Genomic DNA, 26816 nt, shown 5'->3' with positions numbered 1-26816 from the left:
GGTCCAGCTCTGCGGCTTCTCTACCGATGAGAGGAGCACGGAGAGGGCGCGGTGGCTGGACCGGGCCCAGGGAGAGGTGCGCGCGGGGTGAGCTCGCTCGAGTGCGATGTCTGCGGGACGCCGGCCCAGGCGCCGGGAGAGCCCTGCGCCCTGTGCGCCATCGAGGTACCGCGGTTCTCGGTGGTGGTGCCCGTGTATCAGAGCGCGCGGATCCTCCCGCTGCTCGTGGCGCGGCTCCAGAAGATCTTCGAGACGCTCGCGGTGTCCTGGGAGCTCCTGCTGGTCGATGACGCCAGTCGCGACACCAGTTGGGACGTCGTCGCGGGGCTGGCCTCCGAGGACGCGCGCATCCGCGGCTTCCGCCTCATGCGGAACTTCGGTCAGCACAACGCGCTGATGTGTGGCTTCCAGCACGCGCGCGGCGACTTCGTCGTCACGCTGGACGACGACCTGCAGAATCCGCCCGAAGAACTCCCGAAGCTCATCGCCGAGCAGGAACGTGGCGGCTTCGACGTGGTGTTCGGCTACTTCGAGGACCGGCGCCACTCACGGTTCCGCAACTGGACCTCGCGCCTCTCGCGGCAGCTCATTCGCGTGGCCATTCCCGGCATCCACCCGCGCTATAGCAACTATCGCCTCATCGCCCGCCCGGTCATCGACGCCTTGGCGCGCCAGCAGCACGACTACCTCTACACCGACGGTCTGATCAGCTGGATCACCCACCACACGAGCGCCGTGGAGGTCGCCCACGAGGAGCGCTGGTCCGGGGATTCCAACTACACGCTCGGGAAGCTCCTGCGGCACTTCGGGGTCGCGCTTCTCACGTTCACGGCGCTGCCGCTGCGCGCCATCTCGCTGGCGGGGCTCGCCGTGGCGGCGGGCGCGCTCGCGGTGGGTGCGGGCAGCGTGGGCGCCTCGCTGGCGGGCCATCCGGTCGAGTCGGGCGTGGCCGTCCTGGCGGTGGCCGTGTTCTTCCTCGGCGGGGTGCAGCTCGTGTGCCTGGGCGTGGTGGCGGAGTACGTCGGTAAGATCTTCCTGAAACAGAGCGGGAAGCCTGCCTTCCTCGTGCGGGAGCGACGACCGTGACGATCCGTCGCCTGCTCTGCTGTTTCGGGGGCGCGCGCGGGGAGACGGTGTTCGATGCGCTGCTCGAGCGCTTCCCGCGCCTCCCGCTGGCGCTCAGCGTCTCGAAGCACGACCCGTCGGCCGCCGCGCTGCGCGATCGGGCGGCGAAGGCCGACGTGCCGGTGCTGGTGTGGCGGGACGTGATCGCGGGACCGGACGCGCTGGACGCGCATCAGGTCGACGCGATGGCGATGGTCGGATGGCGCTACCTGGTGCCGCCGTGGTTGCTCGACGCCCTGCCGCGACGGGTGCTCGTCGCCCACGATTCGCTCCTTCCGAAGTATCGGGGCTTCGCACCGCTGGCGACCGCGCTGATCCAGGGCGATCCGGAGGTCGGGGTCACCGTGTTCCTGGCCGAACCCGAGGTCGATACCGGTGACGTCATCGCGCAGCACCGGACTCGGGTGGGCGCGCACCACGCGATCGGCGACCTGATGACGCGGGTGATCCCGCTCTACGTCGAGGGCGTTTGCGAAGGTGTCCGGGGGCTCGTCGCGGGGAACCTGGTTGCGACACCCCAGGACGACTCCCAGGCGACCTACAGCCTGTGGCGAGACGAAGAAGACTATTTCCTCGACTGGACCGAATCCGCCGAGCGCCTCGAGCGCACGGTCCGCGCGCTGGGGCCACCCCTCGGTGGTGCGCGCGCCCGCGTCGCGGGCCAGGTCGTCCAGATCGAGGCCGTGACGGTGGAGCCGGATCTGCCCTTCGAGGTGCGCCAGGTCGGGAAGGTCTGGCGGATCGCCGAGGGCGGTGAGCCCGTCGTGGTCTGCGGCACCGGGCTCCTGCGCATCACCCGGCTGACCGGCCCGGAGGGCAGCCTGCTGCCGTGGAAGACGCTGCGCGTGAGGTTTTCGTGACCGAGAGGATCCCGTTCAACAAGCCGTTCATCGTGGGGAAGGAGCTCTTCTACATCTCCCAGGCCGTGTTGGAAGGGCAGCTCGCGGGCAACGGGGCCTTCACCCGGCGCTGTGAGGCCTGGCTCGAACGGACGACGGGCGCGGCGCGCGTGCTGCTCACGACCTCGTGCACCGCGGCCCTCGAGATGGCCGCGATGCTCTGCGACGTCGAGGAAGGGGACGAGGTGATCCTCCCGTCCTTCACCTTCGTGTCGACGGCGAACGCGTTTGCGCTGCGGGGGGCGCGGCTGCGTTTCGTCGACATCCGCCCTGACACGCTCAATCTCGATGAGGAGCAGCTCGAAGCGGCGATCGGTCCGCGGACCCGCGGCATCGTGCCGGTGCACTACGCGGGTGTGGGCTGTGCGATGGACCGCATTCTCGAGATCGCCGATCACCACGATCTATGGGTCGTCGAGGACGCGGCACAGGCCGTCAACTCGAACTACCGGGGTCGGCCGCTCGGTACGTTCGGGCAGCTCGGCTGCTTCAGCTTTCACGAGACGAAGAACTTCATCTGCGGCGAGGGTGGGGCGTTGGTGGTGAACGATCCGGCCTGGATCGAACGCGCCGAGATCCTGCGCGAGAAGGGCACCAATCGCAGCCAGTTCCTGCGCGGTGACGTCGACAAGTACTCGTGGGTCGATGTGGGCTCGTCCTACGTGCCGTCCGAACTCAACGCGGCCTTCCTCTACGCCCAGCTCGAGGAGGCCGCCGAGATCACCCACAAGCGGGCCGCGATCTTCTCCCGCTATCGGGTGGGGCTGGCGCCGCTCGAGGAAGCGGGTCTGGCGACCCTGCCGACGGTGCCCGTCGACACCACCTGCAACGGGCACATGTTCTACCTGATCGCGGAATCGGCGGTCGATCGGAACCGGATCCTGCACGGGCTCGAGAAGGAAGGAATCCAAGCCGTCTTCCACTACGTACCGCTCCACAGCTCGCCCATGGGGCGGGCGATGGGCTACGCGCCCGACGACCTCCCGGTGACCGAGGAGCTGGCGGCTCGGCTGATCCGGTTGCCCTGCTACTTCGAGCTCTCCGCGGACGAGCAAGATCGGGTCATCGAGGCCGTCCTGGATCTCGTCGAGCCCTGACATGCCGCTGTGGGCGTGTGGCGCCGTGGGGTTCCTGGGCGTCGCTCTTTACGTCGCGCCGTGGGTCGCGATGGGCGAGGACGGGTTCGTCCGCATCCACGATCACCTGGACTCGACGCTGGTCGCGTGGAAGGTGCTCGCCGAGAGCGGGCGGATCTTCGCGCCCAACGAGGCCGTCGTTCCGAACCTGCTCGGCGGGCTCCCCAGGGCCGTGCTTCCCTCGGAGTGGAACCTTCAGCTCTGGCTCTACGTGGTCTTCGATCCGTACACCGCCAGCTGGGTCAACCAGCTCTTGCTGCGGGGGATTGCCTGGGTCGGCATGTTCCTGCTCCTGCGGGACGAGGTCTTCCGCGGCGAGGAGCGCTGCCTCGAGTGGAGCGCGCTCGTCGCGCTGGTCTGGGCCTGGCTCCCGTTCTGGCCGTCGGGCGGCGCCGCGATCGCGGGGCAACCCTGGGCGGCGCACGCCCTGCTCGCGCTGCGTCGCGGCGGCGGCCACTGGCGAGACTGGGCGGTGCTCGTCGCCCTCCCGTTCTACGGCTTCCTGATCTTTGCCACGGCGTTCTTCATCGCTGTATTCGCGGCGTTCGGTGCGCGCGACGTGTGGCGCGAGCGCCGGCTGCGCACGCCGTTCTGGGGCGGCCTGGTGGTCTTCGCGGTCTTGCATCTGATCGTGGACTACCGCCTCGTCGTCGAGGCGCTGAGCGGCGCTTCCTTCGTCTCTCATCGCACCGAGTTCGACCCCCGTCTGCTGCCCTTCCGCTGGGCCCTCGGCAAGGGCTGGGACGCATTCTGGGAGGGTCCGACCCACGCGCTGCCCGTCGCCTGGCCGGTCATGGGGACCACGCTGCTACTGGCCCTCGCCCTGCCGGGAGGTCGTCGCGCGACGCGTCGCGCGCTCGCCGGCGTGCTCGCCGGAATCGGCGCGATCGTGCTGCTCTACGTGCTGTACCGGTGGAGCGGGTTCGGGCCGGTCCGTACGCTGCTCTCCTTCGGCGTCGGGTTCACGGCGGATCGTTTCTACACGCTCCTGCCGCTGCTGTGGACCGTGGGCTTCGGGCTGGCGCTCGCGGGGATCGCCGATCGCGCACGATCCCCGGAACAGCGCGACCTCTGGGTCCGTACGCTGATCGGCGCCCAGCTGTTGGCGACGGTCTTCGCGAGCGATGCACTCCGGGTGTTCGCGGAGCGTGGGATCTCGTATCGCGCGTTCTATGCCGAGAGCCAGTTCTCGGCGATTCGCGACGCGATCGGGCGGACCGCAGGCAGCTATCGGGTGGTGAGTCTCGGACTGCACCCGACGATCGCGGCCTACAACGGCTTTCACACGGCCGACGGCTACGTCCCGAACTACGCACTGGAACAGAAGCACGCGCTGCGGCGGGTCATGGCCGCGGAGCTCGAGGCGGCGCCGCGGATCGCCCGCTACTTCGATGGCTGGGGGAGCCGCGCCTACGTCTTCTCCCGCGAGCTCGGCCTCGACTATTTCCACACCGCAGACCGCGAAGGGAGGGTCGAGGCTCTCCGGCTCGATCCCGCTGCGTTGCAGGCGCTCGGCGCCGACTACGTGCTCTCGGCCGTGGAGATCGATCCGGTGGCAGCCCAGGCCAGTGGACTGCGCTGGCGCGGCGCGTTCGAGGATCCCGATTCGGCCTGGCGACTCCAGCTCTACGAAGGCCGCTGGCGGACGACGGCCGAGCCCTAGGCGTCGTCGCCGCCGTGGATCTGGCGGTACTCCTCGTAGACGACGCCCCAGGACGACGCGAGCAGACCGCAGCCCACCGAGGCGAGGGTCAGTGGCTTCACCCAGGCGGCGCGCCCGCGGAGCGCGGCCCAGGCGAGTGACGCGCTGCCGCGCACCAGGCACCAGACGCCCTGGGCCGCCACGCTCCAGCGGGAACGGGCGGGTTGCTGGCACTGGGTTCCGACGAAGCCCGCCGCATTGCCGTGGCGGAAGCTCCGCTGCAGGATCCAACCCGCGCGGGCACGCGTCGGGCCGATTCGCTCGCGCGTGCGGGCCCCTGCGCACCAGCGAATCGATCGCCCGGCGCGCGCGACGCGCCCGAAGAATTCGCTGTCGCTGCTGCCGGTGAGCGCGAGGCGCTCGTCGAAGAGCGGCTCGAGGTTCGCCAGGGCGCGTGTACGAACGAGCACGTTGTTCGTGTAGGCCGTCGTCAGCACCGCACCGTCCGCATGTGCGGGAGGCTCGAAGAAGCCGCTGGCCACGATCCAACCCGGCGCGCCGTTCTCGAACCAGGGCTCCGAGGGCCCGGTCACGACGTCGGCGTCCCAACGCGCCTGGGCAAACAGCAGGGCGGCGAGCCAGTCTTCGTGGGGAAGCTCGTCGTCATCGATGAAAGCGATGCAATCCGCGTCGGCGATCCCCGCCCGCAGCGCTGCGTTGCGCGCCTGTGGGATCCCGCAGCGCTTCTCGTGGATGTAGAGGAGCGGGAAGCGCCCGCGGTCTGCGGCCTCGCGGCACACCTCGGCGGCGGTGGCATCCGGCGCGTTGTCCACGACCACGATACGCACTTCCGGGACGGGTTCGGCCAGGATGAGGGTGTCGAGGCTCTCGAGCAGCTGGGCCAGGAGCGCCGGGCGATCGCGGGTGACGATCGCGATGTCGACCCGCAGGGGCGCAGCCGGGGCCTCTGCGCTGAACGCGCTCACGACGACGCGTCCTTCGTCGCCGGCGGTCGATCCGCGGCGGGCGCCAGCACCTCGGAGAGTGCGCGCCAGTCGGGGCCCGCGAACACCCGTCGCGCACCGCGCCGGCAGGTCTCGGCGAAGCGTTCCGGGTCGCGCGCCAACAGCGCCACGCGGGCTTCGAGGTCCTCTGGAGCGTGCATCGCGCCCTGGGCCACGAACTCCGCGTAGGCATGGCTTCCGCTGGCATCGGTGAGCAGGGTCGGTACGCCGAACGCCATGGCTTCGAGGGCGCAGGTGGAGAACGCCGTGACGTGCCAGGAGCTGTTGCGCAGGAGGGCGTAGAGCGGAAGCTCGGTGGCTCGCTCGACTTCGACCGGGCGGCCCGTCGCGCTGCGTAGTTCCTGCTCGAGCTGGGGGGCGCGTTCGCGCATGTTGCGGTGCAGTCGGATCCACCAGTGCCAGTCGGTCGGCGAGGCGCGTACGAGTTCGACCAGGGAATCCCGGAACGGCACACCTTTTTGCAGCGTCACGAGCACGGTGCGCGAGATACCCGGGGGCGGAGTGGCCTCTCGCGCTTCCTCGCCACCGCGACGCGGGACGAGGGTGCTCCAGTCGGCGATCCACGGGTTGCCGACGACACGCACGTCGTTCTCGGTGAAGGCGCCCGGGTTGTGGTCGCGCAGCGACTGGGCATCCCAGTCGCCCCACACCCAGAAGCGATCCGGGAAGGTCTCGTAGCCGCCTTCCGGGGGACGGTTCCAGCCGGCGTAGGCCGGGTGGGCGTGCCCCTGGATGCCGTGCTGCAGATCGATGACCGGAATGCCCTGTCGATGGGCGGCGAGGGTGGCCCCGAGCATCTCGCACAGGTACCAGCAGTCGACCACCAGCGAGCGAGGCTGGGCTGCGGCGAGCCATTCGCCGAAGCGCTGGGCGTAGGCTTCGACCAGACACAGGTCGCGCCAGACCTCACGCCAGCTGAGCTCGGAATCGAGCTCGTCGGCCACGAAGTCAGCGAGTCCCAGGAACCAGGCAGGCGCCGGCTCGACCGGCGGCTCGGGCTGGCGGCGGATCTCGTCGAGCGCGGCCTGGATCGTGACGTGGCCGGGCAGGGGCCGCGCCACCGGGTCCCCGAGATTCCAGACACTGACGACGTGTCCGCCCGCGGTGAGCGCCTCGTTCCAGGGGTCGACCACCGTGTTGTAGTCGGTGGTGCCCAGGCGCTCCGAACGATTCGCGTTGCTCAGGAATACGACGTCGGCTTTCGCCTCGGGACCCCGCTTCTGACGCGCGTAGCGCGACCGACGATGGCGCTGACGTCGGCGCCAATCGAGCGCGGCCCGCGCACGGGCCCCGAACTTCGGCTTCTCGGCGGGCACCGCCGGCTCGCCATGCAGAGCGAGCAGCAGGCGGGTGCGCAACAGCGGCCACGGGTGCCATCCATGCCAGGTCCAATCGTGGACGTCGGCCTTCCCGTCGAAGCCCGAGAGCTTCGCAGTGAGATCCTCACGGCGCATGAATCAGTCTTCCTCCAGATCCGATGGAGTGGCGGGCGGCATCAGGTCGTCCCACGACAGGACGTGGTCGGCAGGTCTGTCGACGGCCAGGCGTCGCCCCACCACGCGATCGAGATCCGCGGGAGAGATGCCGTGGCCGGGACGCTTCGGCACGAGCTGGCGCTCCCGGAGTACGTCCCCGGCGGTGAGTGCCTCGTTCAGCACCAGGCTGCGGCGCGCCTGGACGCGGGCCGGTTCCTCGCACGGCAGCACGCGCTTCCGTGCTTCGCCACGCAAGAGCGCCGTGCGCTCACAGCGCGTGCGAAAGGCGCGGAGATCGTCGGGATCCATCGCGTGGTAGTGATCGTTGCCTGGGAGCGACTTGTCCAACGTGAAGTGCTTCTCGAGGATCTGAGCGCCCTCGAGCCAGGCGAGGTACAGCGCGAGGCAGGCGTCTTCGGGCGGAACGTGATCGGACCAGCCGATCGTGCAGTCGGGGAACACCTGGGCGAGGTGACGGATCGCGCCGAGCGACGCGTTCGCCGGTTCGGTCGGGTACTGCAGGACGCAGTGGAGCAGCGCGACCGCGGGGGCTCCGGCCGCTTCCAGCCAACCCAGGGCGGCTTCCGCCTCGCCGAGGGTCGATGCGCCGGTCGAGAGCAGCACGGGCTTCCCCTTCGCGCCGACCCGTTCGAGGAGCGGCCGGTTGGTGATGTCCGCCGACGCCACCTTGTGGCACACGAGCAGCGGGTCGAGGGCATCGAGGAAGTCGAGGTCGAAGGGGGTCGTGCTGAACAGGATCCCGCGCGCTTCGCAGCGTTCGGCGAGCTTCTCGTAGTCAACGACGTCGAGCGCGTCGTAGCGCTGGAACAGGGCGTACTGGCTCTCGGCGGGCTCTGCGGTCCGGTCCCAATAGGCCGGACTGTGGACGCTGGCGAGGCGGCCGGCCTTATAGCTCTGGAACTTGATCATGTCGGCACCGGCGTCGGCGGCGGCGTCGACCATCTCGATCGCCCGTGCCAGCGATCCCTCGTGGTTGACGCCGGCTTCGGCGATCACGAAGGGGCGCTCGGGCGTGAGCGCGACCGGGCCGATCTGCGCGAGCTTCATACGGGTTCCTGCCTTTCGCGGGGCTTGGGAGCGACGCGCAGCGCGCCTTCGAGTACGTCGAGGGTGCGATCGATGCCCCCGCGGATGTCGGCTGCGAGCAGCGCCGTGTGGAGCTGCTGCCGCAGGGCGTGGTCGGAGAGGAGCTCGTGGAGCGCACCGCTGAATTCCAGCGGGTCGAGGTCGTGCGCCGGGGGCAGCGAGACGACGCCGGGCGACTCGAGCGCGAAGCGATGCTGGCACTCGCGGGCATTCTGCGGGATCACGAGCATCGGCACGCCGAGACTCGCGAGTTCGAAGACCGTGCGGCCCGCGCTGGTGATCGCGATGTCGGCACGCGCCATGTAGCGGCTCACGATCGGCGTATCGACCACGACTTCCGTGTCGTGGCGCAGGTCTGCCGCGATGGCCCGGAGCGCTTCCGGTCGCGGATAACCGAAACCAGAGACCACGGTGAGGCGCCAGTCGCCGGGGAGGGCGTCGATCCACGGCAGGCAGCGCGCCGTCAGGTCGTTCGGATCGGTGCCGCCGAAGAGCACCAGCACTTCGCGGACGTCTTCGCGCACGGCGATCGGTTCGACGCTGTAGAACTCGTCGCGCAGCACGCAGTGGGAGACGCCTTGATGGACGTTCCCATCGAAACCGCCGCCGGGGACGTCGTACAGGGCGTTCACCACGGCGTCGGCCAACGCCGCGCCCGGCCCGAGGTCCTCGAAGTTCACCACCGCCGCCCCGAGGCTGCGGAACGCTTCCATCTCGCGCTTGGTGGTGTCGAGGACGTCGTTCACGATCAGATCGGGCGCGCAGGCGCGCAGCGCCTCGAGTTCTTCCGACTGACCGACGACGTGGACGGGGTGCCGCCGCGTCTCGATCCGCTGGGCGGCCAGACCGTGGTCGGGTCGCACGAAGAAGTGGAGCTCGTGATCGATCAGGCGATCGGCGAGGGTGAGGGCGCGGTAGGCGTGGCCGAGCCCCGTCTCGCGGTTGCCGACCACCCGGAAGGCGATCCGACGACGCTGTAGGGACTTCTCGGCCAGCCACCAGTCGAAGCGATCGTCGATGTCGAGGGACTCGGTGGCGCCCAGCTCGACTGCCGAGACGCGCGTGCCGAAGCGGCTGCCGGTGTCGAGGATCTCGCGGCGGCACACGACGACACCACCGGTCTCGCGGAACTGAGCCGGGAGCTGCTGTCGGTTGACCCGCGCCGCGTAGAGGGGAGAGAAGTCGCCGTTCTGGGTCTGGGTCCAGTGGAGGTGCCGGGCATCGACCACGCTGAGCACGGTGTCGAGGGCCTGCTCGCGACACGCCGCGACCGCGCGGTCGATCGTGGCGGGGCGCAGCAGAGGGGAGGTCGCCTGCAGCGTGACGACATGGCCGACCGGCGTGCCGGACGCTTCGATGCGCGGCACTGCATCCACGATCACCTCGTCGAGAGTGGAGTCCGGGCCCGCCAGCGCGGCGGGTCGTTCCAGCACCTCGGCTCCGAAGCGCCGGGCGATCTCGGCGAGCTCGGGGTCGTCCGTGGAGACGTAGAGGGCGTCGATCGATCGCGCGGCGCGCGCTGCCTCGAGGCAGTAGGCAAGCAGAGGCTTCCCACACAGGAGGCGGGCGTTCTTGCGGGGGATTCCCACGGAGCCACCCCGAACCGGCACGATCGCGACCGTCGCTCCGCTCATGCGGCCACCTGTGCGGGTGAGGAACGCAACCAGCGCAAGTTGCCGAGCCAGTCCCCCACCCAGGCGCGCCCACCGGGCAGCGTGTAGAGCGCGGCGAGATAGCTGAGCGCGAACAGTGGTCCCGCGATGACGAGCACGACCGGGGCGGGCAGTTCGGCAGCCAGGAGTGCATGCGCGATCGCGGCCAGCGCGCCTGAAACTCCCGCGGCGCAGGCGGGTCGCCACACGGCGGTGAGGAGACCCGACACGCGGTACGGCGTCCCGCGGTAGCAGTACCAGATGGTGGGCGGACGGCGGATCAGAGCGCTGATCGCGAGGGCCCAGGCGACGCCGACGACGCCCCACTGGAGACCGATCACGATCGCGGCGCTGCCGACGAGCGTGTTGGCCACGCCCGCCACGAACTGTTGGCGGACCCGGCCCTCGGACAAGAACACCCAGCCGGTCGCGACGTTGAGGGTGCCGATGAACGCCGGGATCGCGAGGATGCGGAAGAGTCCGGCGGCGTCGCTCCATTGGGGGCCGAGCAGCGTCAACACGAAACTGTCGGACACGGCCGCCAGAAAAGTGACGACCGGCATCGCAAGCGACGCGACCATCGCGAGCGCGCGGTAGTAGTAGCGGAGGGCGTGCTCCGGATTCGCGCGCAGTCGGGAAAGCGCGGGGATCGCGACGGCGCTCACCGGCGTGTTGATCATCTGGACGGGTAGGAGCAACAACGCGTAGGCCTTCGTGTAGAGCCCGAGTGCGGCGCCGCCGAAGAACCGGCCGATCAGGACGTTGTCCAGGTTGCGCCCGACGTGGTTGAAGGCACCGAAGGCACTGACCCAACCGCCGAACCGGAGAAGGGGGCCGACGTCTCGCGCGTGCCACGGCGCGAGCGGTCGCCAGGGCAACGCGATCCAGGTGGCGATCCAGGAGAGGGCCGCGGTCGCGAGCGTGCGCACCACCAGGGACCAGACGCCCAGACCGGCGAAGGCGGCGCCGAGCCCGGCGGCCGTACCGACCAGCTGAGACACCGTCTGGATCGTCGCGACCGTACCGAAGCGCATCTGGCGCCGGAGGAGGGCCGCGTGCTGGGCCTCGAGCCCGGCGAGGGCCAGGGATCCGGCCAACGCCCAGGTGAGCCCCACCAGCCGCGGGTCGCCGAAGAACCCCGCGACCCTGGGGCTCACGGCTGCGGCGCCGCCCGCGAGCAACACACCGACGCTCACGTTGATCCAGAAAAGGCCGCTGACCTGGGCCTCGTGGATCTCTTCGCGCTGCACGGTGGCGAAGGTGAGGCCCGCGTCCTTGAAGATCGCGAGGAAGCCCACCACGGCCGTGACCATGGCGATCAGGCCGAAATCCTCGGGCTGGAGCAGCCGCGCGAAAACCATGATCGCGACGACGTCCACGCCGTACTTCACCCCTTGGGCGAGCATGGTGTGAGAGCCGCCTCGGACCGACGTCTGGCGGAAGTGGAGGTCGGAGCGGGGCGAGAACGGGTCGATCGCGTCCGACTGCACGGTTGCGCTCGGGACGGACGGGACCGTCCCGGTGGCCCCTGCCTGGGACTCCCGATCTCGCTCGTGCATCGCTTCGCTGGACCCCTCGGCGCTCCGAGCGCCGTTCCAGCCCTTGAATCGGCCGAATCCCGGCCGGAGTTGAATGGCTGGTGGGCCTAGTTGCCGGTCTCTGAGGCGCGCTCCAGGGCCTCCTGCGCCACGTCCAGGGCGACCGTCTCGGGGGCACGTTCGCTCCGGTCGGCGCGCTCGAAGATCTCGCGCAGGGTGTCGGCGATCCCGTGGATCTGTTGGAAGGACCGCTCGCGGTCCATCTCCGCATAGATGATGCGCGACGCTCCGATCATGCCCCCTGCGTTGACCACGAAGTCCGGGGCGTAGAGGATGCCGCGACGGCGCAACTCTTCGCCGTGTCGGGGCTCGGCGAGCTGGTTGTTCGCGAGACCGCAGACGGCCCGCGCGCGGAGGCGGGGCAGGGTGGCGTCGTTGATGACGCCGCCGAGTGCACACGGCGCGAAGATGTCGACGTCCTGGTCGTAGATCGCGTCGGGCTCGGCGGGGATCGCGTCGAAGTGGTCGACTGCGTACGCCGTGGCCGCGGGGTCGACGTCCGCGACGACGAGACGGGTGCCGGCGGCATGGAGCTGGCGACACAGATCGCGGCCCGTGCTGCCGACCCCCTGCACGGCGACCCGCAGGCCTTCGAGGTCATCCTTTCCGAAGGCGTGCGCGGCGACCGCGCGGATCCCGGTGAAGCCGCCCAGCGAGGTGAACTGGGACGGATCGAAGCCGTCGGGATAGTGGGAGGTGCAGGTAAAGACGTAGTCGCACACGTCGACCATGCCTTCGACGTCCGCCGGCCCGACGCCCACATCCATCGCCGTCCAGTACTGCCCGGCCAGGCGCTGCACGTGTCGCCCGAAGGCGCGCAGCCGTTCGGCCTTCCCGGGCGCGCGCGGGTCGGCAAGGATCACGCCCTTGCCCCCTCCGAGAGGCAGTCCCGCGACCGCACTCTTCAAGGTCATGCCGTGGGACAGGCGCAATACGTCGTGCACCGCGTCCTCGACGGACGCGTAGTCGTACATCCGGCAGCCACCGGCGGCGGGCCCGAGGCGGGTGCTGTGGATCGCAATCACCGCCCGCAGGTCGGCCTCGGGGTCGTGGCAGAAGACGACCTGCTCGTGGCCGTCGAATTCCGGGTGCTCGAACAACCCGGTCGCGCCCGCGGTGGATCCCGAATCGGGGAAGCGATGGGGTGTGGCGCGGTCGGGCATCGGGCCTCTCGGGCGGCTGCCGAAGGTCGCAGGGGCCTCCGAGCTGGGCCTTCCTTGTCGGATCGCCGGTGGGGGCGACTTGACCGCGTGGCGGCTCCTGCGGCCTCGGGCGCCGCTCGCGGCGCGACCCGTCTCGTGCGAAGCTACGCCGCTCGGGTGCCCAGGCCTCCGGTCCGGGATTCTGCTCGAAATTCCCCCTTCAGATGGTCTCGCAGAGGAGGAGTCACGACGTGGCTCTGGTGGTCCAGAAGTACGGCGGCACGAGTGTGGGCGATGCGGAGCGCATCCGAAACGTCGCGACGCGTGTGGCCGAGACCGTCAAGGAAGGCAATCAGGTCGCCGTCGTCGTGTCGGCGATGAGCGGCCAGACCGACCACCTGGTGGCGCTAGCCCGCGAGCTCGGCGGCGAGGTGCCCAGCCCGCGCGAGTACGACGTGCTCGTCTCGACGGGGGAGCAGGTCACGATCGCGCTGCTCTCGATGGCCCTCGAGCAGCTCGGCCAGCCGGCACGCTCGTTCACCGGCTGGCAGATGGGCATGCGCACCGATGGCGCCCACACCCGCGCCCGGATCGAATCGGTCGATACCGCCGTCCTTCGCGAGACCTTCGCCCGCGGCGAAGTCGCGGTGCTCGCCGGCTTCCAGGGAATCGACGACGACGCGAACATCACGACGCTCGGACGCGGCGGATCGGATACCACGGCCGTCGCCGTGGCCGCCGCCCTCGAGGCCGACGTCTGTGAGATCTACACCGATGTCGAAGGGGTCTACACGACCGACCCGCGGATCGTGCCCGCCGCGCGCAAGCTCGAGCGCGTGAGCTACGACGAGATGATCGAAATGGCGAGCCTGGGAGCGAAGGTCTTGCAGATCCGCTCCGTCCGGTTCGCGATGCGCTACGGCGTTCCGCTCCACGTGCGGTCGTCCTTCGAGCGCACGACGGGCACGTGGGTGGTCCCGGAGGAGGAAGTGATGGAGCAGCTGGTCGTCTCCGGCGTCACCTACAACCGCAACGAGGCGAAGATCCGCGTGCGCGGCGTGAAGGACGTACCGGGAATCGCCGCGAAGGTGTTTTCGCCGCTCTCGGGCGATGGGGTGGTGGTCGACATGATCATTCAGAACCTCTCGCAGGATGGCGCGACGGACCTCACCTTCACCGTGCCCCGGGACGCCTACACCCATTCGCTCGAAGTCACGACGCGCACCTGCAGCGAACTGGGTGCGGTGGCCGTCGACGGCGATCCGGAGATCGCCAAGATCTCGGTGGTGGGCCTGGGCATGAAGGATCACGCGGGCGTCGCGAGCAAGATGTTCCAGGTGCTCGCCGACGAAGCCATCAACATCCAGCTCATCTCCACCAGCGAGATCAAGGTGTCGGTGGTGGTCGAAGAGAAATACACCGAGCTGGCGGTGCGCGCGCTGCACGCGGCCTTCGTGGAAGCCGGCGCCGCCGAGCCGGTGGCCGAGTCCTGAGGCGTCCCTCGTCCCACGCCGCGCGGGGCGCCTGGTGGTTGGCGCTCTCGGCCTGGGCCCTCGTACACGTCAGCCAGGGACCCGAGGGCGTCACGCCCCTGGACCCCTGCGCCGCGCCCTTCGAGCAGGCGGGCAACCCCGACGGGAGCACCGCGGTGGGCTGCGGCGACCCGGCGGGTCCACCGCTGCGTGGCCCCGCGCGCGCGCTCTTCGGCCAGGGGCTGGATCCCAATCAGGCCACGGCAGGGGCACTCGAGGCGCTTCCGGGCATCGGTCCGGCGCGGGCGGCCGCCATCGTGGCGGGGCGGGCCACCGGACCGTACGAGCGGCTGGCGGACCTCGCGCGGGTTCCTGGCATCGGGCCCGTGACGCTCGAACGCATGGCAGACTGGCTGGCGTTTCCGGAACCCGACGGCGGCTCCAGCGCTGGCGTGCGACGGCCGAAACCAGGGGGCGGGGAGGCGACAGCGCCGTGAAGTGGCTCGACTGGCCCGCGCGAATCCGCGACTTCCTCTCCCACAAGCTCTGGGAGATCGAGCCCGAGGAGCGCTCCCGGCTCTCGGCACTGCGCTTTCTGCAGTTCTCGATCATGCTCGGCGAGGGCTTCGTCCGCGACCAGCTGCTCCTGCGCGCCAGCGCGCTCACCTACTTCACGGTGCTCTCGGTGGTGCCGCTGCTGGCGGTGGCCGTCGCGATCGCCAGCGCGGTCGGCGTGGGCAGCGGGACCTTCGTCGACTGGGTGGTGGGCACCCTCGCCGCCGGGGCGCCGGGCGCGGCCGCACAGATCCGCGGCGTCATCGAGGGGGTCGACTTCGCGAGCATCGGGACCCTCGGTGCCGGCGTGCTCTTCCTGACCACGGTGCTCGCGATCAGCAGCATCGAGAGCACGCTGAACGACATCTGGGGCGTCGCCGCAGGGCGCAGCTGGCTGCGCCGCTTCTCCGACTACCTGGCCGTGCTGATCGTCGCGCCGGTGCTCACCGGTGTGGCGCTCTCCCTCGCGACGACCTTGCGCACGAGGTGGGCGTCTACCTGGCTCTTCGAGGTCCCGGCGCTCCGCTGGCTCGACGATCTCGGCGGGGCCCTGGTGCCCGTCTTCCTGCTCTCGATCACCTTCACCTTCCTCTACTGGTTCCTGCCGAACACACGCGTGAATCAAGTCTCGGCCGCCATCGGCGGGGTGGTGGCGGGCATCGCCGTCACGATCGTGCAGGCGATCTACATCGAGTTCAGCGTCGGGCTGGCGCGGGCGGAGATGTTCTTCGGCGGCTTCGCGCTGATCCCGCTGCTCTTCGCCTGGATGTACGTCTTCTGGGCCGTCGTGCTCTTCGGGGCCCAGATCGCCTTCGCGCACCAGAACTTCGAGCTCTACCGGAAAGAGGTACGCGGGGATCCGGCCGGCCCGGCCGAGCGTGAGGCGATCGCGCTGCGGATCGCCCTCGAGGTGGCCCGCTGTTTTCGATCGCGGGACGAGCCGCCGACTGCGGAGGCTCTGGCCGAGGAGCTCCGTGTCCCGGTGCGTACGGTGCGGGCGGTGACCACGACCCTGATCGAGTCCGGAATCCTCTCGACGCGGAGCGACGGCGAGCGCGACGACGCACTCCAGCTCGGACGGCCCGGGGACACGATCGCCGTGACCGACGTGCTCAATGCCCTGCGCGGGCGCCGGGAAGCGCCGCGCGGCGAGCGGGCGGGTGCCGAGCTCGTCCAGGGGCTCCTCGGCGAGCTCGAGTCGGCTGCCTTCAAGGCCGCCGGCGATCGCAGCCTGGCCGATCTGCTGGTCGAGTTGCGCCAGCGGAGCGGCGACGTTGACCAGTCGGAGGCCCCCGGGTAGGGTCGCCGCGAAATGCGGATCTACCTGGATCACAATGCGACCACGCCAGTCCGGCCCGAAGTGGCCGAGGCGATGTCGAAGGTGCTCCGGGAGGTCCACGGCAATCCCTCGAGCGTGCACGCCGAAGGCGCCGCGGCTCGTCGCGAGCTCGATCTCGCGCGCGACCGGGTGGCCAGCCTGCTCGGTGTCGCGCCTGGCGATGTGATCTTCACGGGCAGCGCCACTGAGGCGAACAACACGGTGGTGCGGACCCTCGCCGCGGCGCGTGGGCCCGAGCGCACGCGCATCGTCACGACGACCGTCGAGCATCCCTCGGTCGACGCCTCCCTCGAGGCCTGGGGCGAGCAGGGATTCCCGGTGACCCAGGTACCGGTCGACGCAGGTGGACGCGTCGCGGTCGAGTCGGTGGGCGCGGCCCTCGAAGCGGACACGGCCCTGCTCTCGGTCATCTGGGCGAACAACGAGACCGGCGTGCTGCAGCCGGTGGAAGCGCTCGCGACGCTGGCGCGGGAGCGCGGCGTCTGGTTCCACACCGACGCGACCCAGGCCGTCGGGAAACATCCGGTGCCGCTGGGAACCCTTCCGATCGACGCGCTTTCGCTGTCCGCCCACAAGTTCGGCGGGCCCAAGGGCGTGGGCGCGCTGGTGGTGCGCGGCGATTTGCCCGACCGCGCCTTCGTGCGCGGCGGCCCCCAGGAGCGGCGGCGCCGCGGGGGCACCGAGAACCTGGCCGGGATCGTCGGCTTGGGCCTGGCCTGCGCGCTGGCCGAAGCCGAGCTCGACGCACGCGTGGCGCGCTACGCCCAGCTCCGCGATCGGCTCTGGGACGGCATCCGCGAGAAGGTCCCGGACGTGACGCGTCACGGAGACGCGGACCACGTGCTCGCGAATACCCTGAACCTCCGCTTCGATGGCGCCGCGGGCGAGCTCTTGCTGCAGGCCCTCGATCTCGAGGGTGTTGCGGCGTCGGCCGGCGCCGCCTGCGCGTCGGGCTCGATCGAGCCGTCCCATGTGCTGTCGGCGATGGGCCTCACCCCCGACCAGGCGCGTGCCACCCTGCGGCTCAGCGTGGGCGAGGGGGTCGACGAGGCCCAGATCGACCGCGTGGTGGCGCTGCTGCCGGACCTCGTGCGACGCGCGCGGGAGGCCGCATGAGCGGCGAGCGGGTCGTGGTCGCCATGTCGGGTGGCGTCGATTCCTCGGTGGCGGCCGCCTGCATCGTCGGGCGCGGTGACGAAGCCATCGGGGTCACCATGCACCTGGCGGGAGCCCAGTCGCGCTGCTGCTCGCTCGAGGACGCCGACGACGCCCGGCGCGTCGCCGATCGGCTCGGCATGCGTTTCTACGTGGCGAACTACAAGGAGCGCTTCCAGCGGGAGGTGATCCAGGCCTTCGCGGACGCCTACCTCGCCGGCCGCACGCCGATCCCCTGCGTCGCCTGCAACCAGCAGTTCAAGTTCGACTATCTGCTGGAGCGCGCGAAGGTGTTCGGCGCCGAGCGGGTGGCCTCGGGCCACTACGCCCGGGTCGATCGCGACCCCGAGACCGGGCTGCGGCGTCTGCGGACTGCGGTGTATCTGCCGAAGGACCAGAGCTACTTCCTCTTCGGTCTGACCCAGGAGCAGCTCGAAGCCGTCGAGTTTCCGCTGGGCGAGATGACGAAGGACGATGTGCGCGCGCGCGCCCGAGAGCTCGGGCTCGGCACGGCGGAGAAGCCCGAGAGTCAGGAGATCTGCTTCGTCCCCGACGGCGACTACGCGGCCGTGGTCGAAAAGATCCGCCCCGACGCGCTCCCGGGGGAGGGTGAGATCGTGGACGAAGCGGGGACGGTGCTCGGTCATCACCCCGGCATCCACCACTTCACGGTGGGTCAGCGCAAGGGGCTGGGACTGGGTGGCGGCGAGAAGCGCTACGTCACCCGCATCGATGCCGGACGCAACCGGGTCGTGGTGGGCAGCGCCGCTGCCCTCGATGTCGAAGAGGCCCGCGTCGAGTTCGTCCACTGGATCGCGGGCGCGGCCCCGCCGGCGGGAACCCGGGCGCGCGTGCGTGTCCGCTACCGCCACGAAGGGGCCGATGCGACGCTCGAACCCGACGGCGATGTGGCGCGGGTGCGCTTCGACGCCCCGGTGCGCGCCATCACGCCCGGACAGGCCGCGGTCTTCTACCAGGGCGACGTGGTCCTGGGAGGCGGCTGGATCGCCGCGACGCCGCCGGCGTGAGTGACGGTGACTCCACGGTCGACCGGCTGGGCCGGGCCCTCGGGCACAGGTTCGTCGACGCACCCCGCGCGGAGCGGGCGCTCTCCCACCCCTCGTACTCGCACGAAGCCGCGGCGGGCGATCGCGGCAACGAGCGGCTCGAGTTCCTCGGCGATGCGGTGCTCGACCTGGTGGTGGGCGAAGCCCTCTACCACGCCCATCCGGATTGGCCCGAAGGCCGCCTGACCCGGGCGCGCGCGGCCTGGGTCCGGCGCGAGAGCCTCGCCGATCGCGCGCGCGAGATCGGCTTGCCCGAGCTCGTGCGGTTGGGACGCACCGAGCTCCTCTCGGGCGGCGCCGAGAAGGACAGCATCCTCGCGAATACCCTCGAGGCCGTCGTGGGAGCGCTCTACCTCGATGGGGGACTCGCGCCGGTCGAGCGGTTGGTCCGCGGTTGGCTCGACGCCGAAGCGGACGGGCGCGGTGCGGGCGCCCGCGACGCGAAGACCGCCTTCCAAGAGTGGGCGCACGCGCGCTTCCGCGAAACGCCGAGCTATCACACCGTCACCGACTCGGGCGTCGACGCCGACGAAGAACGCTTCACCGTGGAGGTGCGGGTGTCGGGCGAGGCCTGGGGTGAGGGCACGGCGCGCAGCAAACGGCTCGCCGAGCGCGCGGCCGCCGAGGACGCACTGGCGCGGGCGGACTCGGCATGAGCGCGTATCGCGCAGGCGTCGTGGCGATCCTCGGCCGGCCGAACGCGGGGAAGTCGACCCTCTTGAACGCGATCCTCGGCGAGAAGCTCGCGATCGTGACGGCGAAGCCCCAGACCACACGCAGTCGCATTCTCGGCATCCACACCCGCCCCGACGCCCAGCTGCTCTTCGTGGATACGCCGGGTCTCCACGAGAGCGAGCGGGTGCTGAACGGAGCGCTCATCGGTCAGGCGCTCGAGGCCGGCGACGACTGCGACGTGGCGCTCCTGCTGGTCGACCTGACGGGACGCTGGGGGGCCGATCACACCGCGCTGCTCGCCGATCTCGAGTCGAAGGGCAAGCCCGTGCTGGTCGTCGGCACGAAGGACGATCTCGCGAAGGAGGACGTCGAATGGCCGCCTCCGGGAGTCGAGCGCGCGTTCCGGGTCGCCGCGCGGCGCCGGGAAGGGGTCGACGCGTTGGTCGACGCGGCGGCAGCGCTCCTGCCCGAGTCGCCGCCGCTCTACCCGGAAGACGATCTCAGCGACCGGCCCCTGCGTTTTCTGGTGGCCGAGTTGGTGCGCGAAGCGGCCTTCGACAGCCTGGAGCAGGAGCTTCCCTATGTCCTGGCGGTCGAGATCGAGCAGTTCGACGAGTCGCGCCCCGAGCTCGTGAAGATCCGTGCGAACCTGATCGTCGAGCGGAAGAGCCAGAAGCCGATCGTGATCGGACGGGAAGGGCGGCGCATCAAGCGGATCGGGACGCGCGCACGGCACGAGATCGAGAAGCTCCTGGACACCCGGGTGCACCTCGAGCTGTGGGTAAAGATCGAGCCCAACTGGACGAAGAAGCCCGCCCGGATCGAGTCGCTCGGCTACGTCTAGGCCTGGGCGCGGTCGGGCTCGCAGCGTCGTACGTCGACCAGGATCCCCGAGAGGTGGGACATGCTCGACAGCGCTTCGATGTTCTCGGGACCGTCGCCGGCCAGGTGGTTCGAGTTGACCCCGGGGTGCGTCTGGGCGTGACGCAGGCCATCGGCTTTCTCGTGCCCCCAGCACTGAGGGATCGCCAGGGTGCCGGGCATCATCTCGTCGGTGACCCGGACCGGGATCTGCACCTTCCCGAACGCGGACGCGACCTCGACGAGCTCGCCCTCTGAGATTCCGAGGCGTTCGGCATCGCGCTCGCTGAGGTACGCGAAGTTCGTCTTGTCGCGGACCAGCCGTTCGCAGTTCGCCGACGAGGTGTTCATGCGGCGGATCTCGCGCTTGCCGATCAGCTTCAGGCGGTCCCGGTGGGCGAGTTCGTCTGCGTAGAGGGGCTCGGCGCGCTCCGCGAAGGCGGCCACGAAGGGCTCGGGAGCGAGCTCGATCTTCCCGCTCTCGGTGAGGACGCGCTCGCTGCCGAGGAAGTTGTCGCCGTCGTTCTCGGGAAGCAGCAGACCGTGGGGGTGCTCGCGCGCGAGCTGGCGCGCGCCCGGCAGCTTCGCCTTCTTGAGCATTCCGTCGAAGAGCTTCTCCATCGGGACGGCGAGGCGTGAGGCCCACGAGTGCGCGAGCCGGGCGTTCAGCTTCGCGGCCCCGCTCGCCAGCGTGTGGTCGAAGAGCTTCACGCCCATCACGTCGGCCAACCGGGTGTAGATCCACCATTCGTGGCGCACGCCCGGCGGCGGCTCGAGGGCCGCCGGGCTGTAGATGATGTAGGGCGTGGGCGTGCAGCCGGCGAAGCTCTGGAGCGCGTAGGGAATCTCCGGCCGCTCCAGCCAGGTCGGGGCGGGCAGGACGAAGTCGGCGAGGTTACCGGTCTCGTTCCGGAACAGGTCGATCGACACCAGCAGGTCGAGCCGCGACAGCGCTTCCTCGAGGCGCCCATTCGGATTGCTGCACGCGAGCAGTGGGTTGCTGGCCTCGACGATCAGCGCGCGCACGCGCCCCGACAGAATGTCGTCGGCGAGCATGCCCGACGGCTGCTGGCCCGAGACCGTGGGGAAGCCGTCCTCGCGGTCGTAGCGGGTGGTGAGATCGCCGGCCTCGGCGACCTCCTTGGCCATGTCGAAGAGCCCCTCGCCCATCAGCGTGCCGCCGCGACGGTCGAGGTTGCCCGAGATCGCGTTGATGGCTTCGAGGATCCAGAAGCAGAGCGTGCCGCTGCGCCCCTGGTTGACGCCGGTCGCCATGTAGAGCGCGGCGCCGTCGGCTGCGCGGTGGGCCGCGACGAGCTCGCGCAGGGTCTCGGCCGAGATCCCGGTGACCTCCGCCTGACGCTCCGGGGTCCAGGCCGATACCGCCGACGCGACGCCCTCGAAGCCGTTCATGAAGCGGTCGACGCGCTCGCGCGCGACGCCGCCGGTGCGGATCAGCTCATGGCAGAAGGCCGCGAGGAAGAAGAGGTCGGTGTCGGGCCGGATGAAGAGGTGTTCACCGGCCTGGGCCGTCTCGATGCGTCGCGGGTTCACGAAGACGACCCGGCCGCCCCGCGCGACGACGTCGCGGAAGCGTTCGGCGGCACGCGGCAGGTGATAGAGCGTGTTGCCCGACACGGCCGGGTTCGCGCCCAGGATCATCAGGAACTCGGCCCGGTTGACGTCCGGATGCGCCAGCCGCATGGGTGAGCCGTACATGTCGTCGTTCACCCGGAACTTGTTCATCGTGTCGCAGGTGCCGGTGCCGTAGAGGCGCCGGGAGCCGATCCCGTTCATGAAAGCGCCGCGGAAGAGCGGCGCCAGGACATTGGCGCCCCCGGCCGATCCCACGAAGTGCCCGATCGTCTGGGGCCCGTGCGCGCTGCGAATCTGGTTCAGCCGGTCGCCGATCTCGCCGAGCGCCGCGTCCCAGCCGACCTCGGACCAGCGGTCCTCCTGGCGTCGCTGGGGAGCCAACAGGCGGTCCGGGCTGTGCTGCACCGCCGCGAAGCGGGTGCCCTTCACGCACGCGTAACCGCGGCTGACCACGTGTTCGGGGTCCGGTCGGATCGCGACGACCCGGTTGTCCTCGACGTCCACCTCGAGGCCGCAGGTGGCCTCGCAGATCCGACAGAAGCTGATCTTGGTCTCGGGCACGGCGCCTCCTGGCCGCATCCTACCCGTCTCCCGTCCGCCCAGGGCGTTTCCGATCGGGCTTTGCCCGCAGCGCCTCGCGGAAGGCGGTCAGGCCCGCGCGGGCCAGGCTGTTGCGCACCGCGCTCGGCCCCCAGCGACCCGAACGCGGCGTCGGCACGTCGAGCGCGTCGAGGAGGGCGGCGAGGTCGCGGAGCGAGGCGTCGGGGTTCGAGAGCAGGAGCTCGACCAGGACCGGGGTGAGGCCCTCGGCATGGGCGTCGGCCTGGGCGCGCAGCGCGGCGACGCCTGCCCGCGATCCGATCTCGGGTCGCGGTGAGCCGAGCGTCACCCCGCGCCGCCGAGCCGCGTCGAGGGCGGTCCGGCTGCGGTCCGAGGCTTCTTGCTGGGCTTGGTGGGCCACGTCCTGGAGCAGGCGCAGCGTGGCGTTGCCGACCGGCCCGCGATCCGCACTCGCCAGCCGGACGCCGGCATGGAGCAGGGGGTCGAGGAAACGAGCATCGCCGCCCACCGCCACCAGGGAGGGCACGAGCAGGACCGCCTCCATCTCGCGACAGCGCTCGAGGGCGCGAGCGAGCTCGGGGCGGCCCCGCCGCGAACCGAGTTCGACGAAGGGCTCGACCACCACCCAGCGACGGCGGCGGGCGAAGGACTGGGTCACCAGGGTGGCCGCGTCGAGTCGGGGCCGCGTGCTGCGGCTCCGGGCTCCACCCGGCAGCGAGAAGTAGGTGACCGCACGCGTGCCCGCCTTCATGCGTTCGAAAGATAACGCGAGGGTTGGAGTTCGAACGCAGCGATGTGGCGATCGCGAAGGGCCGAGCGGGCCGGGGACGTCAGAAAAGGGCTTTGGCGGGACCGACGGGAGTACGATACACAGTTAACGTGAACTGGCAAAGTGAAGCGCTGCAGGCCCCGGGATCCGCGAAGGACTCGGCCTCCCAGAAGTCTGGGGGCGCCGGGGAAACCGTCTGGACGATCGGGGAAATCCAAGCTCTGGCAGGGGTTTCTGCCCGAACCCTCAGGTACTACGAGGAACTCGGGCTGCTCCCAGGCGTGCGCCGTCGCGCCGGGGGTCGCCGGGTCTATGGCCCGGACGAGCTCGAACGGCTTCGCTTCATCCAGCGCCTGAAGGCGCTCGGCCTCTCGCTGGCGGAGATCAAGGATCTGAACGCGGTCTACGCGATCGGGGGCTCGACCGCCTCGATGTTGGGCCGGCTCGAGGAGCTTCTGGCCCACCACTCGGCGGAGGTCGATCGGCGGGTCGAAGAGCTCCAGACCTTGCGGACGGAAATCGACCGCTACCGCGACCACATCCGCGAGCGGATCGAGGAGCCGACGGGCCGCACCGGGAGGAAGTCCCGATGAGTCAGGCCACCGTGACGCCGCTCGAACCCCAGGAGCCCGCGGGTCGCGTGCGCGTCGTGACCGCGGCGTCGCTCTTCGACGGGCACGACGCGGCCATCAACATCATGCGTCGCATCCTCCAGGCCCAGGGCGCCGAGGTGATCCACCTCGGGCACGACCGCTCGGTCGAGGAGATCGCGACCGCGGCGGTCCAGGAAGACGCCCATGCGGTCGCCGTGTCGTCGTACCAGGGCGGGCACATGGAGTTCTTCCGCTATCTCGTCGATCGCCTCGGCGAGCTCGGAGCGGGGCACATTCAGGTGTATGGCGGCGGCGGCGGGACCATTACGCCCGAAGAGGCGGAGGCCCTGCACGCGCACGGCGTAGCGCGGATCTTCGGCCCGGCCGATGGACGGGAGCTCGGTCTCGAGGGAATGATCCGCTCGATGATCGAGGCATGTCGAGCGAGACCCGCTCGCACCGAGCCCGACCTGACCGCGCTGCTGGCCACCGCGCCGGCCGAGGTGGCGCGTTGGATCACGCGGCTCGAAGAGGCCGACCCGGAAGGCGCCGAGGCGGACGGCTGGCGCGCCGCGCTCGCCGAGAACCGCAAGCGGCCGGCAGCGCCGGTGCTGGGCTTCACCGGGACCGGGGGCGCAGGAAAGTCGAGCGTCGTGGACGAGGTGGTGCTGCGGATGCGTCGCGCCCACCCGGAGCTGCAGATCGGGCTGCTTCTCGTCGATCCGACCCGGCGCCGCACCGGCGGTGCCCTGCTCGGCGACCGGATCCGCATGAACGCGATTCAGGGCGGCACCATCTTCGCGCGGAGCCTGGCGACACGACGGGCGCACCTGGCCCTTTCGCACACGGTGGCCGACGCGGTTCGGGTGCTCCAGGCGGCCGACTTCGACTTGATTCTCGTGGAGACGGCCGGGATCGGTCAGAGCGATTCGGAGATCGTCGACCTCGTGGGCACCTCGGTCTACGTGATGACGCCCGAGTACGGTGCGCCGTCCCAGCTCGAGAAGATCGACATGCTCGATCTCGCCGATGTGGTGGTGCTGAACAAGGCCGATCGCCAGGGCTCTCTCGACGCCCTGCGCGACGTCCGGAAGCAGTGGAAGCGCAATCGCCAGGCCTTCGATACCGCGGACGACGCAGTCCCGGTGTTCGCGACGATCGCGCGCCAGTGGAACGATCCGGGGATCGATCGGCTCTACGAACACCTGGCCCCGCAGCTGGGGCTGGTGAGTGCCGCGGCAGAGAGCTCGGATGCGGCGTCGATTGCGGCGGGGCTGATCCCGGGCGAACGCGTGCGCTACCTGGCCGAGATCGCGGCCACCGTGCGCGGCTGGCACGGCGAGACCCAGCGCCTGGCCGAGCACGCGCGCGACCTCGCCGCCTACGAGCGTGCGAGTGACGTGAGTGAGGACGCTGCGCGCCAGCTGGCGGACGCGCGCGTGGCGGCCGAGCGCGAGGTCGGCGCCGAGCTGGCGGCGGCCCTGCGCGATTGGCCCGAGGTGCGTGCGCGCTACGCGGAGGCCACCCAGTCCTACGAGGTGCGCGGGCGCCCGATCGAGGTGGAGAACTTCGCGCCGACCCTCGCCGGGAGCGATGTCCCGAAGGTGGCGCTGCCGCGCACCGAAGACTGGGGTGAGCTGACCCGCTACTTCCGTAGCGAGAATCGGCCGGGCCACTTCCCGTTCACCGCCGGGGTGTTCCCCTTCAAGCGACAGGGCGAGGACCCCACCCGGATGTTCGCCGGCGAGGGCACGCCCGAGCGCACGAATCGGCGTTTCCATCTCGTGTCCGAGGGTATGCCCGCCGCGCGGCTCTCGACCGCCTTCGACTCGGTGACCCTGTACGGCCGTGACCCGCACGAGCGCCCGGACGTCTACGGGAAGGTCGGCAACTCGGGCGTGTCGGTCTGCACCGTCGACGACGCGAAGAAGCTCTACTCGGGCTTCGACCTCTGCGCGCCGAGCACGTCGGTGTCCATGACCATCAACGGCCCCGCCCCGACCGTCCTCGCCTTCTTCCTGAACGCGGCGATCGACCAGGGCGTCGAGAAGCACCTCCGCGAGACCGGCAGACTCGATGCGGTGCGCCGTGAGCTCGCCGAGCGAGGCGCGCCGAGCTACGACGGCGCGCTCCCGCCGGACCACGATGGGCTGGGGCTCGCGTTGCTCGGCGTCTCCGGCGACGAGGTCGTCGATGCCGAGACCTACGCGCGGATCCGGGCCGAGGTGCTGTCCCAGGTACGGGGCACCGTGCAGGCCGACATCCTGAAGGAAGACCAGGCCCAGAACACCTGCATCTTCTCCACGGACTTCTCGCTGAAGGTGATGGGCGACGTCCAGGCCTACTTCATCGAGAACGACATCCGGAACTTCTACTCGGTGTCGATCTCGGGCTACCACATCGCCGAGGCGGGGGCGAACCCGATCACCCAGCTCGCGTTCACGCTCGCGAATGGCTTCACCTATTGCGAGTACTACGCCGCGCGCGGGATGAACGTCGACGCCTTCGCGCCGAACTTCTCGTTCTTCTTCAGCAACGGCCTCGATGCCGAGTACAGCGTGATTGGTCGCGTGGCGCGCCGCATCTGGGCGATCGCGATGCAGGAGCGCTACGGCGGCAGCGAGCAGAGCCAGAAGCTGAAGTATCACGTCCAGACGTCGGGTCGCTCGCTGCACGCCCAGGAGATGGCCTTCAACGACATCCGCACCACGCTCCAGGCGCTCACGGCGATCCAGGACCAGTGCAACAGCCTCCACACCAACGCCTACGACGAGGCGGTCACGACGCCCACCGAAGAGAGCGTGCGGCGCGCAGTGGCGATCCAGCTGATCATCAACCGCGAGCTGGGTCTCGCCAAGAACGAGAACAACCTGCAGGGCGCCTATGTGATCGACGCGCTCACCGACCTGGTCGAGGAGGCGGTGCTCCAGGAGTTCGAGCGACTGTCACAGCGCGGCGGCGTGCTGGGAGCGATGGAGACGCTGTACCAGCGCGGCAAGATCCAGGAAGAGAGCATGCACTACGAGTCGCGCAAGGACTCGGGCGAGCTCCCGATCATCGGGGTCAACACCTTCGAGAACCCGGCGCCCGAAGCCGCGCCCGAGCCGCGCGACCTGATGCGCTCCAGTGAAGAAGAGAAGCGGTCCCAGCTCGGCCATCTCGCCGACTTCCAGAATCGCCACGCCGAGCGAACGCCGGCAGCGCTCGCGCGTTTGCAGGACGTGGCGCGCTCGGGGGGCAACGTCTTCGCCGAGTTGATGGAGACGGTGAAGGTCGCGAGCCTCGAGCAGATCACGAACGCGCTGTTCGAGGTGGGCGGGAGCTATCGGCGCTCGATGTAGCGTCGCGCGGCGGGGGACCGGGCTCGCTCTA

Annotated in this window: 21 protein-coding genes; 13 read left to right on the top strand and 8 right to left on the bottom strand. The window is 70.2% G+C overall.

The window, feature by feature from the left end:
- Nucleotides 1–87 precede the first annotated feature (87 nt).
- From AAF430_12605 to AAF430_12590, 4 genes are read left to right on the top strand one after another with little or no spacing between them, the layout of a single operon-like run.
- Nucleotides 88–1086 carry a glycosyltransferase family 2 protein gene (locus AAF430_12605; protein ID MEM7411069.1) on the top strand — a complete coding sequence of 333 codons (999 nt, stop codon included), beginning with the start codon at nucleotides 88–90 and terminating at the stop codon, nucleotides 1084–1086.
- Complete coding sequence (locus AAF430_12600; GenBank protein ID MEM7411068.1) at nucleotides 1083–1985, top strand: formyltransferase family protein; 903 nt, start codon at nucleotides 1083–1085, stop codon at nucleotides 1983–1985. Before AAF430_12605 ends, AAF430_12600 begins: the two co-directional genes overlap by 4 nt.
- Nucleotides 1982–3121: a dTDP-4-amino-4,6-dideoxygalactose transaminase gene (gene rffA / locus AAF430_12595; GenBank protein ID MEM7411067.1), complete on the top strand. Its 1140-nt coding sequence runs from the start codon at nucleotides 1982–1984 to the stop codon at nucleotides 3119–3121. The genes AAF430_12600 and rffA overlap by 4 nt, the downstream gene beginning before the upstream one ends.
- Nucleotide 3122: 1 nt before the next feature.
- Nucleotides 3123–4823 carry a DUF6044 family protein gene (locus tag AAF430_12590; protein MEM7411066.1) on the top strand — a complete coding sequence of 567 codons (1701 nt, stop codon included), beginning with the start codon at nucleotides 3123–3125 and terminating at the stop codon, nucleotides 4821–4823.
- On the opposite strand, the gene AAF430_12585 is transcribed toward AAF430_12590, so the two are convergent.
- The 6 genes from AAF430_12585 to AAF430_12560 all read right to left on the bottom strand — a co-directional run bounded on the left by AAF430_12585 (nucleotide 4820) and on the right by AAF430_12560 (nucleotide 12822).
- On the bottom strand, nucleotides 4820–5788 hold the full coding sequence (locus AAF430_12585; protein MEM7411065.1) for a glycosyltransferase family A protein: 969 nt from the start codon (nucleotides 5786–5788) through the stop codon (nucleotides 4820–4822). The two genes, AAF430_12590 and AAF430_12585, sit on opposite strands and share 4 nt — an antisense overlap.
- On the bottom strand, nucleotides 5785–7281 hold the full coding sequence (locus AAF430_12580) for a glycosyltransferase (protein MEM7411064.1): 1497 nt from the start codon (nucleotides 7279–7281) through the stop codon (nucleotides 5785–5787). Before AAF430_12580 ends, AAF430_12585 begins: the two co-directional genes overlap by 4 nt.
- A gap of 3 nt (nucleotides 7282–7284) precedes the next feature.
- Nucleotides 7285–8370: an N-acetylneuraminate synthase family protein gene (locus AAF430_12575; protein ID MEM7411063.1), complete on the bottom strand. Its 1086-nt coding sequence runs from the start codon at nucleotides 8368–8370 to the stop codon at nucleotides 7285–7287.
- Nucleotides 8367–10043, bottom strand: a complete 1677-nt coding sequence (locus AAF430_12570) for an NTP transferase domain-containing protein (GenBank protein MEM7411062.1) — start codon at nucleotides 10041–10043, stop codon at nucleotides 8367–8369. The genes AAF430_12575 and AAF430_12570 overlap by 4 nt, the downstream gene beginning before the upstream one ends.
- Nucleotides 10040–11620: a lipopolysaccharide biosynthesis protein gene (locus AAF430_12565; GenBank protein ID MEM7411061.1), complete on the bottom strand. Its 1581-nt coding sequence runs from the start codon at nucleotides 11618–11620 to the stop codon at nucleotides 10040–10042. Before AAF430_12565 ends, AAF430_12570 begins: the two co-directional genes overlap by 4 nt.
- Before the next feature lie 86 nt (nucleotides 11621–11706).
- Nucleotides 11707–12822, bottom strand: a complete 1116-nt coding sequence (locus tag AAF430_12560; GenBank protein MEM7411060.1) for a Glu/Leu/Phe/Val dehydrogenase dimerization domain-containing protein — start codon at nucleotides 12820–12822, stop codon at nucleotides 11707–11709.
- A 230-nt stretch (nucleotides 12823–13052) separates the two neighbouring features.
- Between AAF430_12560 and AAF430_12555 the strand changes: the two genes are divergently transcribed.
- From AAF430_12555 to era, 7 genes are read left to right on the top strand one after another with little or no spacing between them, the layout of a single operon-like run.
- Nucleotides 13053–14294, top strand: coding sequence for an aspartate kinase (locus tag AAF430_12555; protein ID MEM7411059.1), 1242 nt, complete (start codon nucleotides 13053–13055; stop codon nucleotides 14292–14294).
- A 38-nt stretch (nucleotides 14295–14332) separates the two neighbouring features.
- Nucleotides 14333–14770 carry a helix-hairpin-helix domain-containing protein gene (locus AAF430_12550; GenBank protein ID MEM7411058.1) on the top strand — a complete coding sequence of 146 codons (438 nt, stop codon included), beginning with the start codon at nucleotides 14333–14335 and terminating at the stop codon, nucleotides 14768–14770.
- On the top strand, nucleotides 14767–16128 hold the full coding sequence (locus AAF430_12545) for a YhjD/YihY/BrkB family envelope integrity protein (GenBank protein MEM7411057.1): 1362 nt from the start codon (nucleotides 14767–14769) through the stop codon (nucleotides 16126–16128). The genes AAF430_12550 and AAF430_12545 overlap by 4 nt, the downstream gene beginning before the upstream one ends.
- Nucleotides 16129–16140: 12 nt before the next feature.
- Nucleotides 16141–17283: a cysteine desulfurase family protein gene (locus AAF430_12540; protein MEM7411056.1), complete on the top strand. Its 1143-nt coding sequence runs from the start codon at nucleotides 16141–16143 to the stop codon at nucleotides 17281–17283.
- The gene (gene mnmA, locus AAF430_12535; GenBank protein MEM7411055.1) at nucleotides 17280–18350 is read left to right on the top strand and encodes a tRNA 2-thiouridine(34) synthase MnmA; all 1071 of its coding nucleotides are present in this window, start codon (nucleotides 17280–17282) and stop codon (nucleotides 18348–18350) included. Before AAF430_12540 ends, mnmA begins: the two co-directional genes overlap by 4 nt.
- Nucleotides 18347–19045 carry a ribonuclease III gene (rnc, locus tag AAF430_12530; GenBank protein MEM7411054.1) on the top strand — a complete coding sequence of 233 codons (699 nt, stop codon included), beginning with the start codon at nucleotides 18347–18349 and terminating at the stop codon, nucleotides 19043–19045. The genes mnmA and rnc overlap by 4 nt, the downstream gene beginning before the upstream one ends.
- Nucleotides 19042–19908 carry a GTPase Era gene (gene era / locus AAF430_12525; protein MEM7411053.1) on the top strand — a complete coding sequence of 289 codons (867 nt, stop codon included), beginning with the start codon at nucleotides 19042–19044 and terminating at the stop codon, nucleotides 19906–19908. The genes rnc and era overlap by 4 nt, the downstream gene beginning before the upstream one ends.
- Here the strand turns inward: era and AAF430_12520 are convergent.
- The gene (locus AAF430_12520) at nucleotides 19905–22082 is read right to left on the bottom strand and encodes a molybdopterin-dependent oxidoreductase (protein ID MEM7411052.1); all 2178 of its coding nucleotides are present in this window, start codon (nucleotides 22080–22082) and stop codon (nucleotides 19905–19907) included. The two genes, era and AAF430_12520, sit on opposite strands and share 4 nt — an antisense overlap.
- A gap of 19 nt (nucleotides 22083–22101) precedes the next feature.
- Nucleotides 22102–22833 (bottom strand): recombinase family protein, encoded by a 732-nt coding sequence (locus AAF430_12515; GenBank protein MEM7411051.1) that lies wholly within the window; start codon nucleotides 22831–22833, stop codon nucleotides 22102–22104.
- Between the two features lie 44 nt (nucleotides 22834–22877).
- On the opposite strand from AAF430_12515, the gene AAF430_12510 reads away from it, so the two are divergent.
- Together AAF430_12510 and AAF430_12505 are read left to right on the top strand one after the other, a co-directional pair.
- Complete coding sequence (locus AAF430_12510; GenBank protein MEM7411050.1) at nucleotides 22878–23444, top strand: MerR family transcriptional regulator; 567 nt, start codon at nucleotides 22878–22880, stop codon at nucleotides 23442–23444.
- Entirely contained in the window at nucleotides 23441–26785 is a 3345-nt protein-coding gene (locus tag AAF430_12505) for a methylmalonyl-CoA mutase family protein (GenBank protein MEM7411049.1), read from the top strand. Before AAF430_12510 ends, AAF430_12505 begins: the two co-directional genes overlap by 4 nt.
- Nucleotides 26786–26816: the final 31 nt, after the last annotated feature.

The sequence above is a fragment of the Myxococcota bacterium genome, assembly GCA_039030075.1.
Taxonomy (GTDB): Bacteria; Myxococcota_A; UBA9160; order UBA9160; family SMWR01; genus JAHEJV01.
The sequence above is the reverse complement of the archived record's forward strand: the minus strand, read 5'-3'. Positions and strand labels throughout refer to the sequence as shown.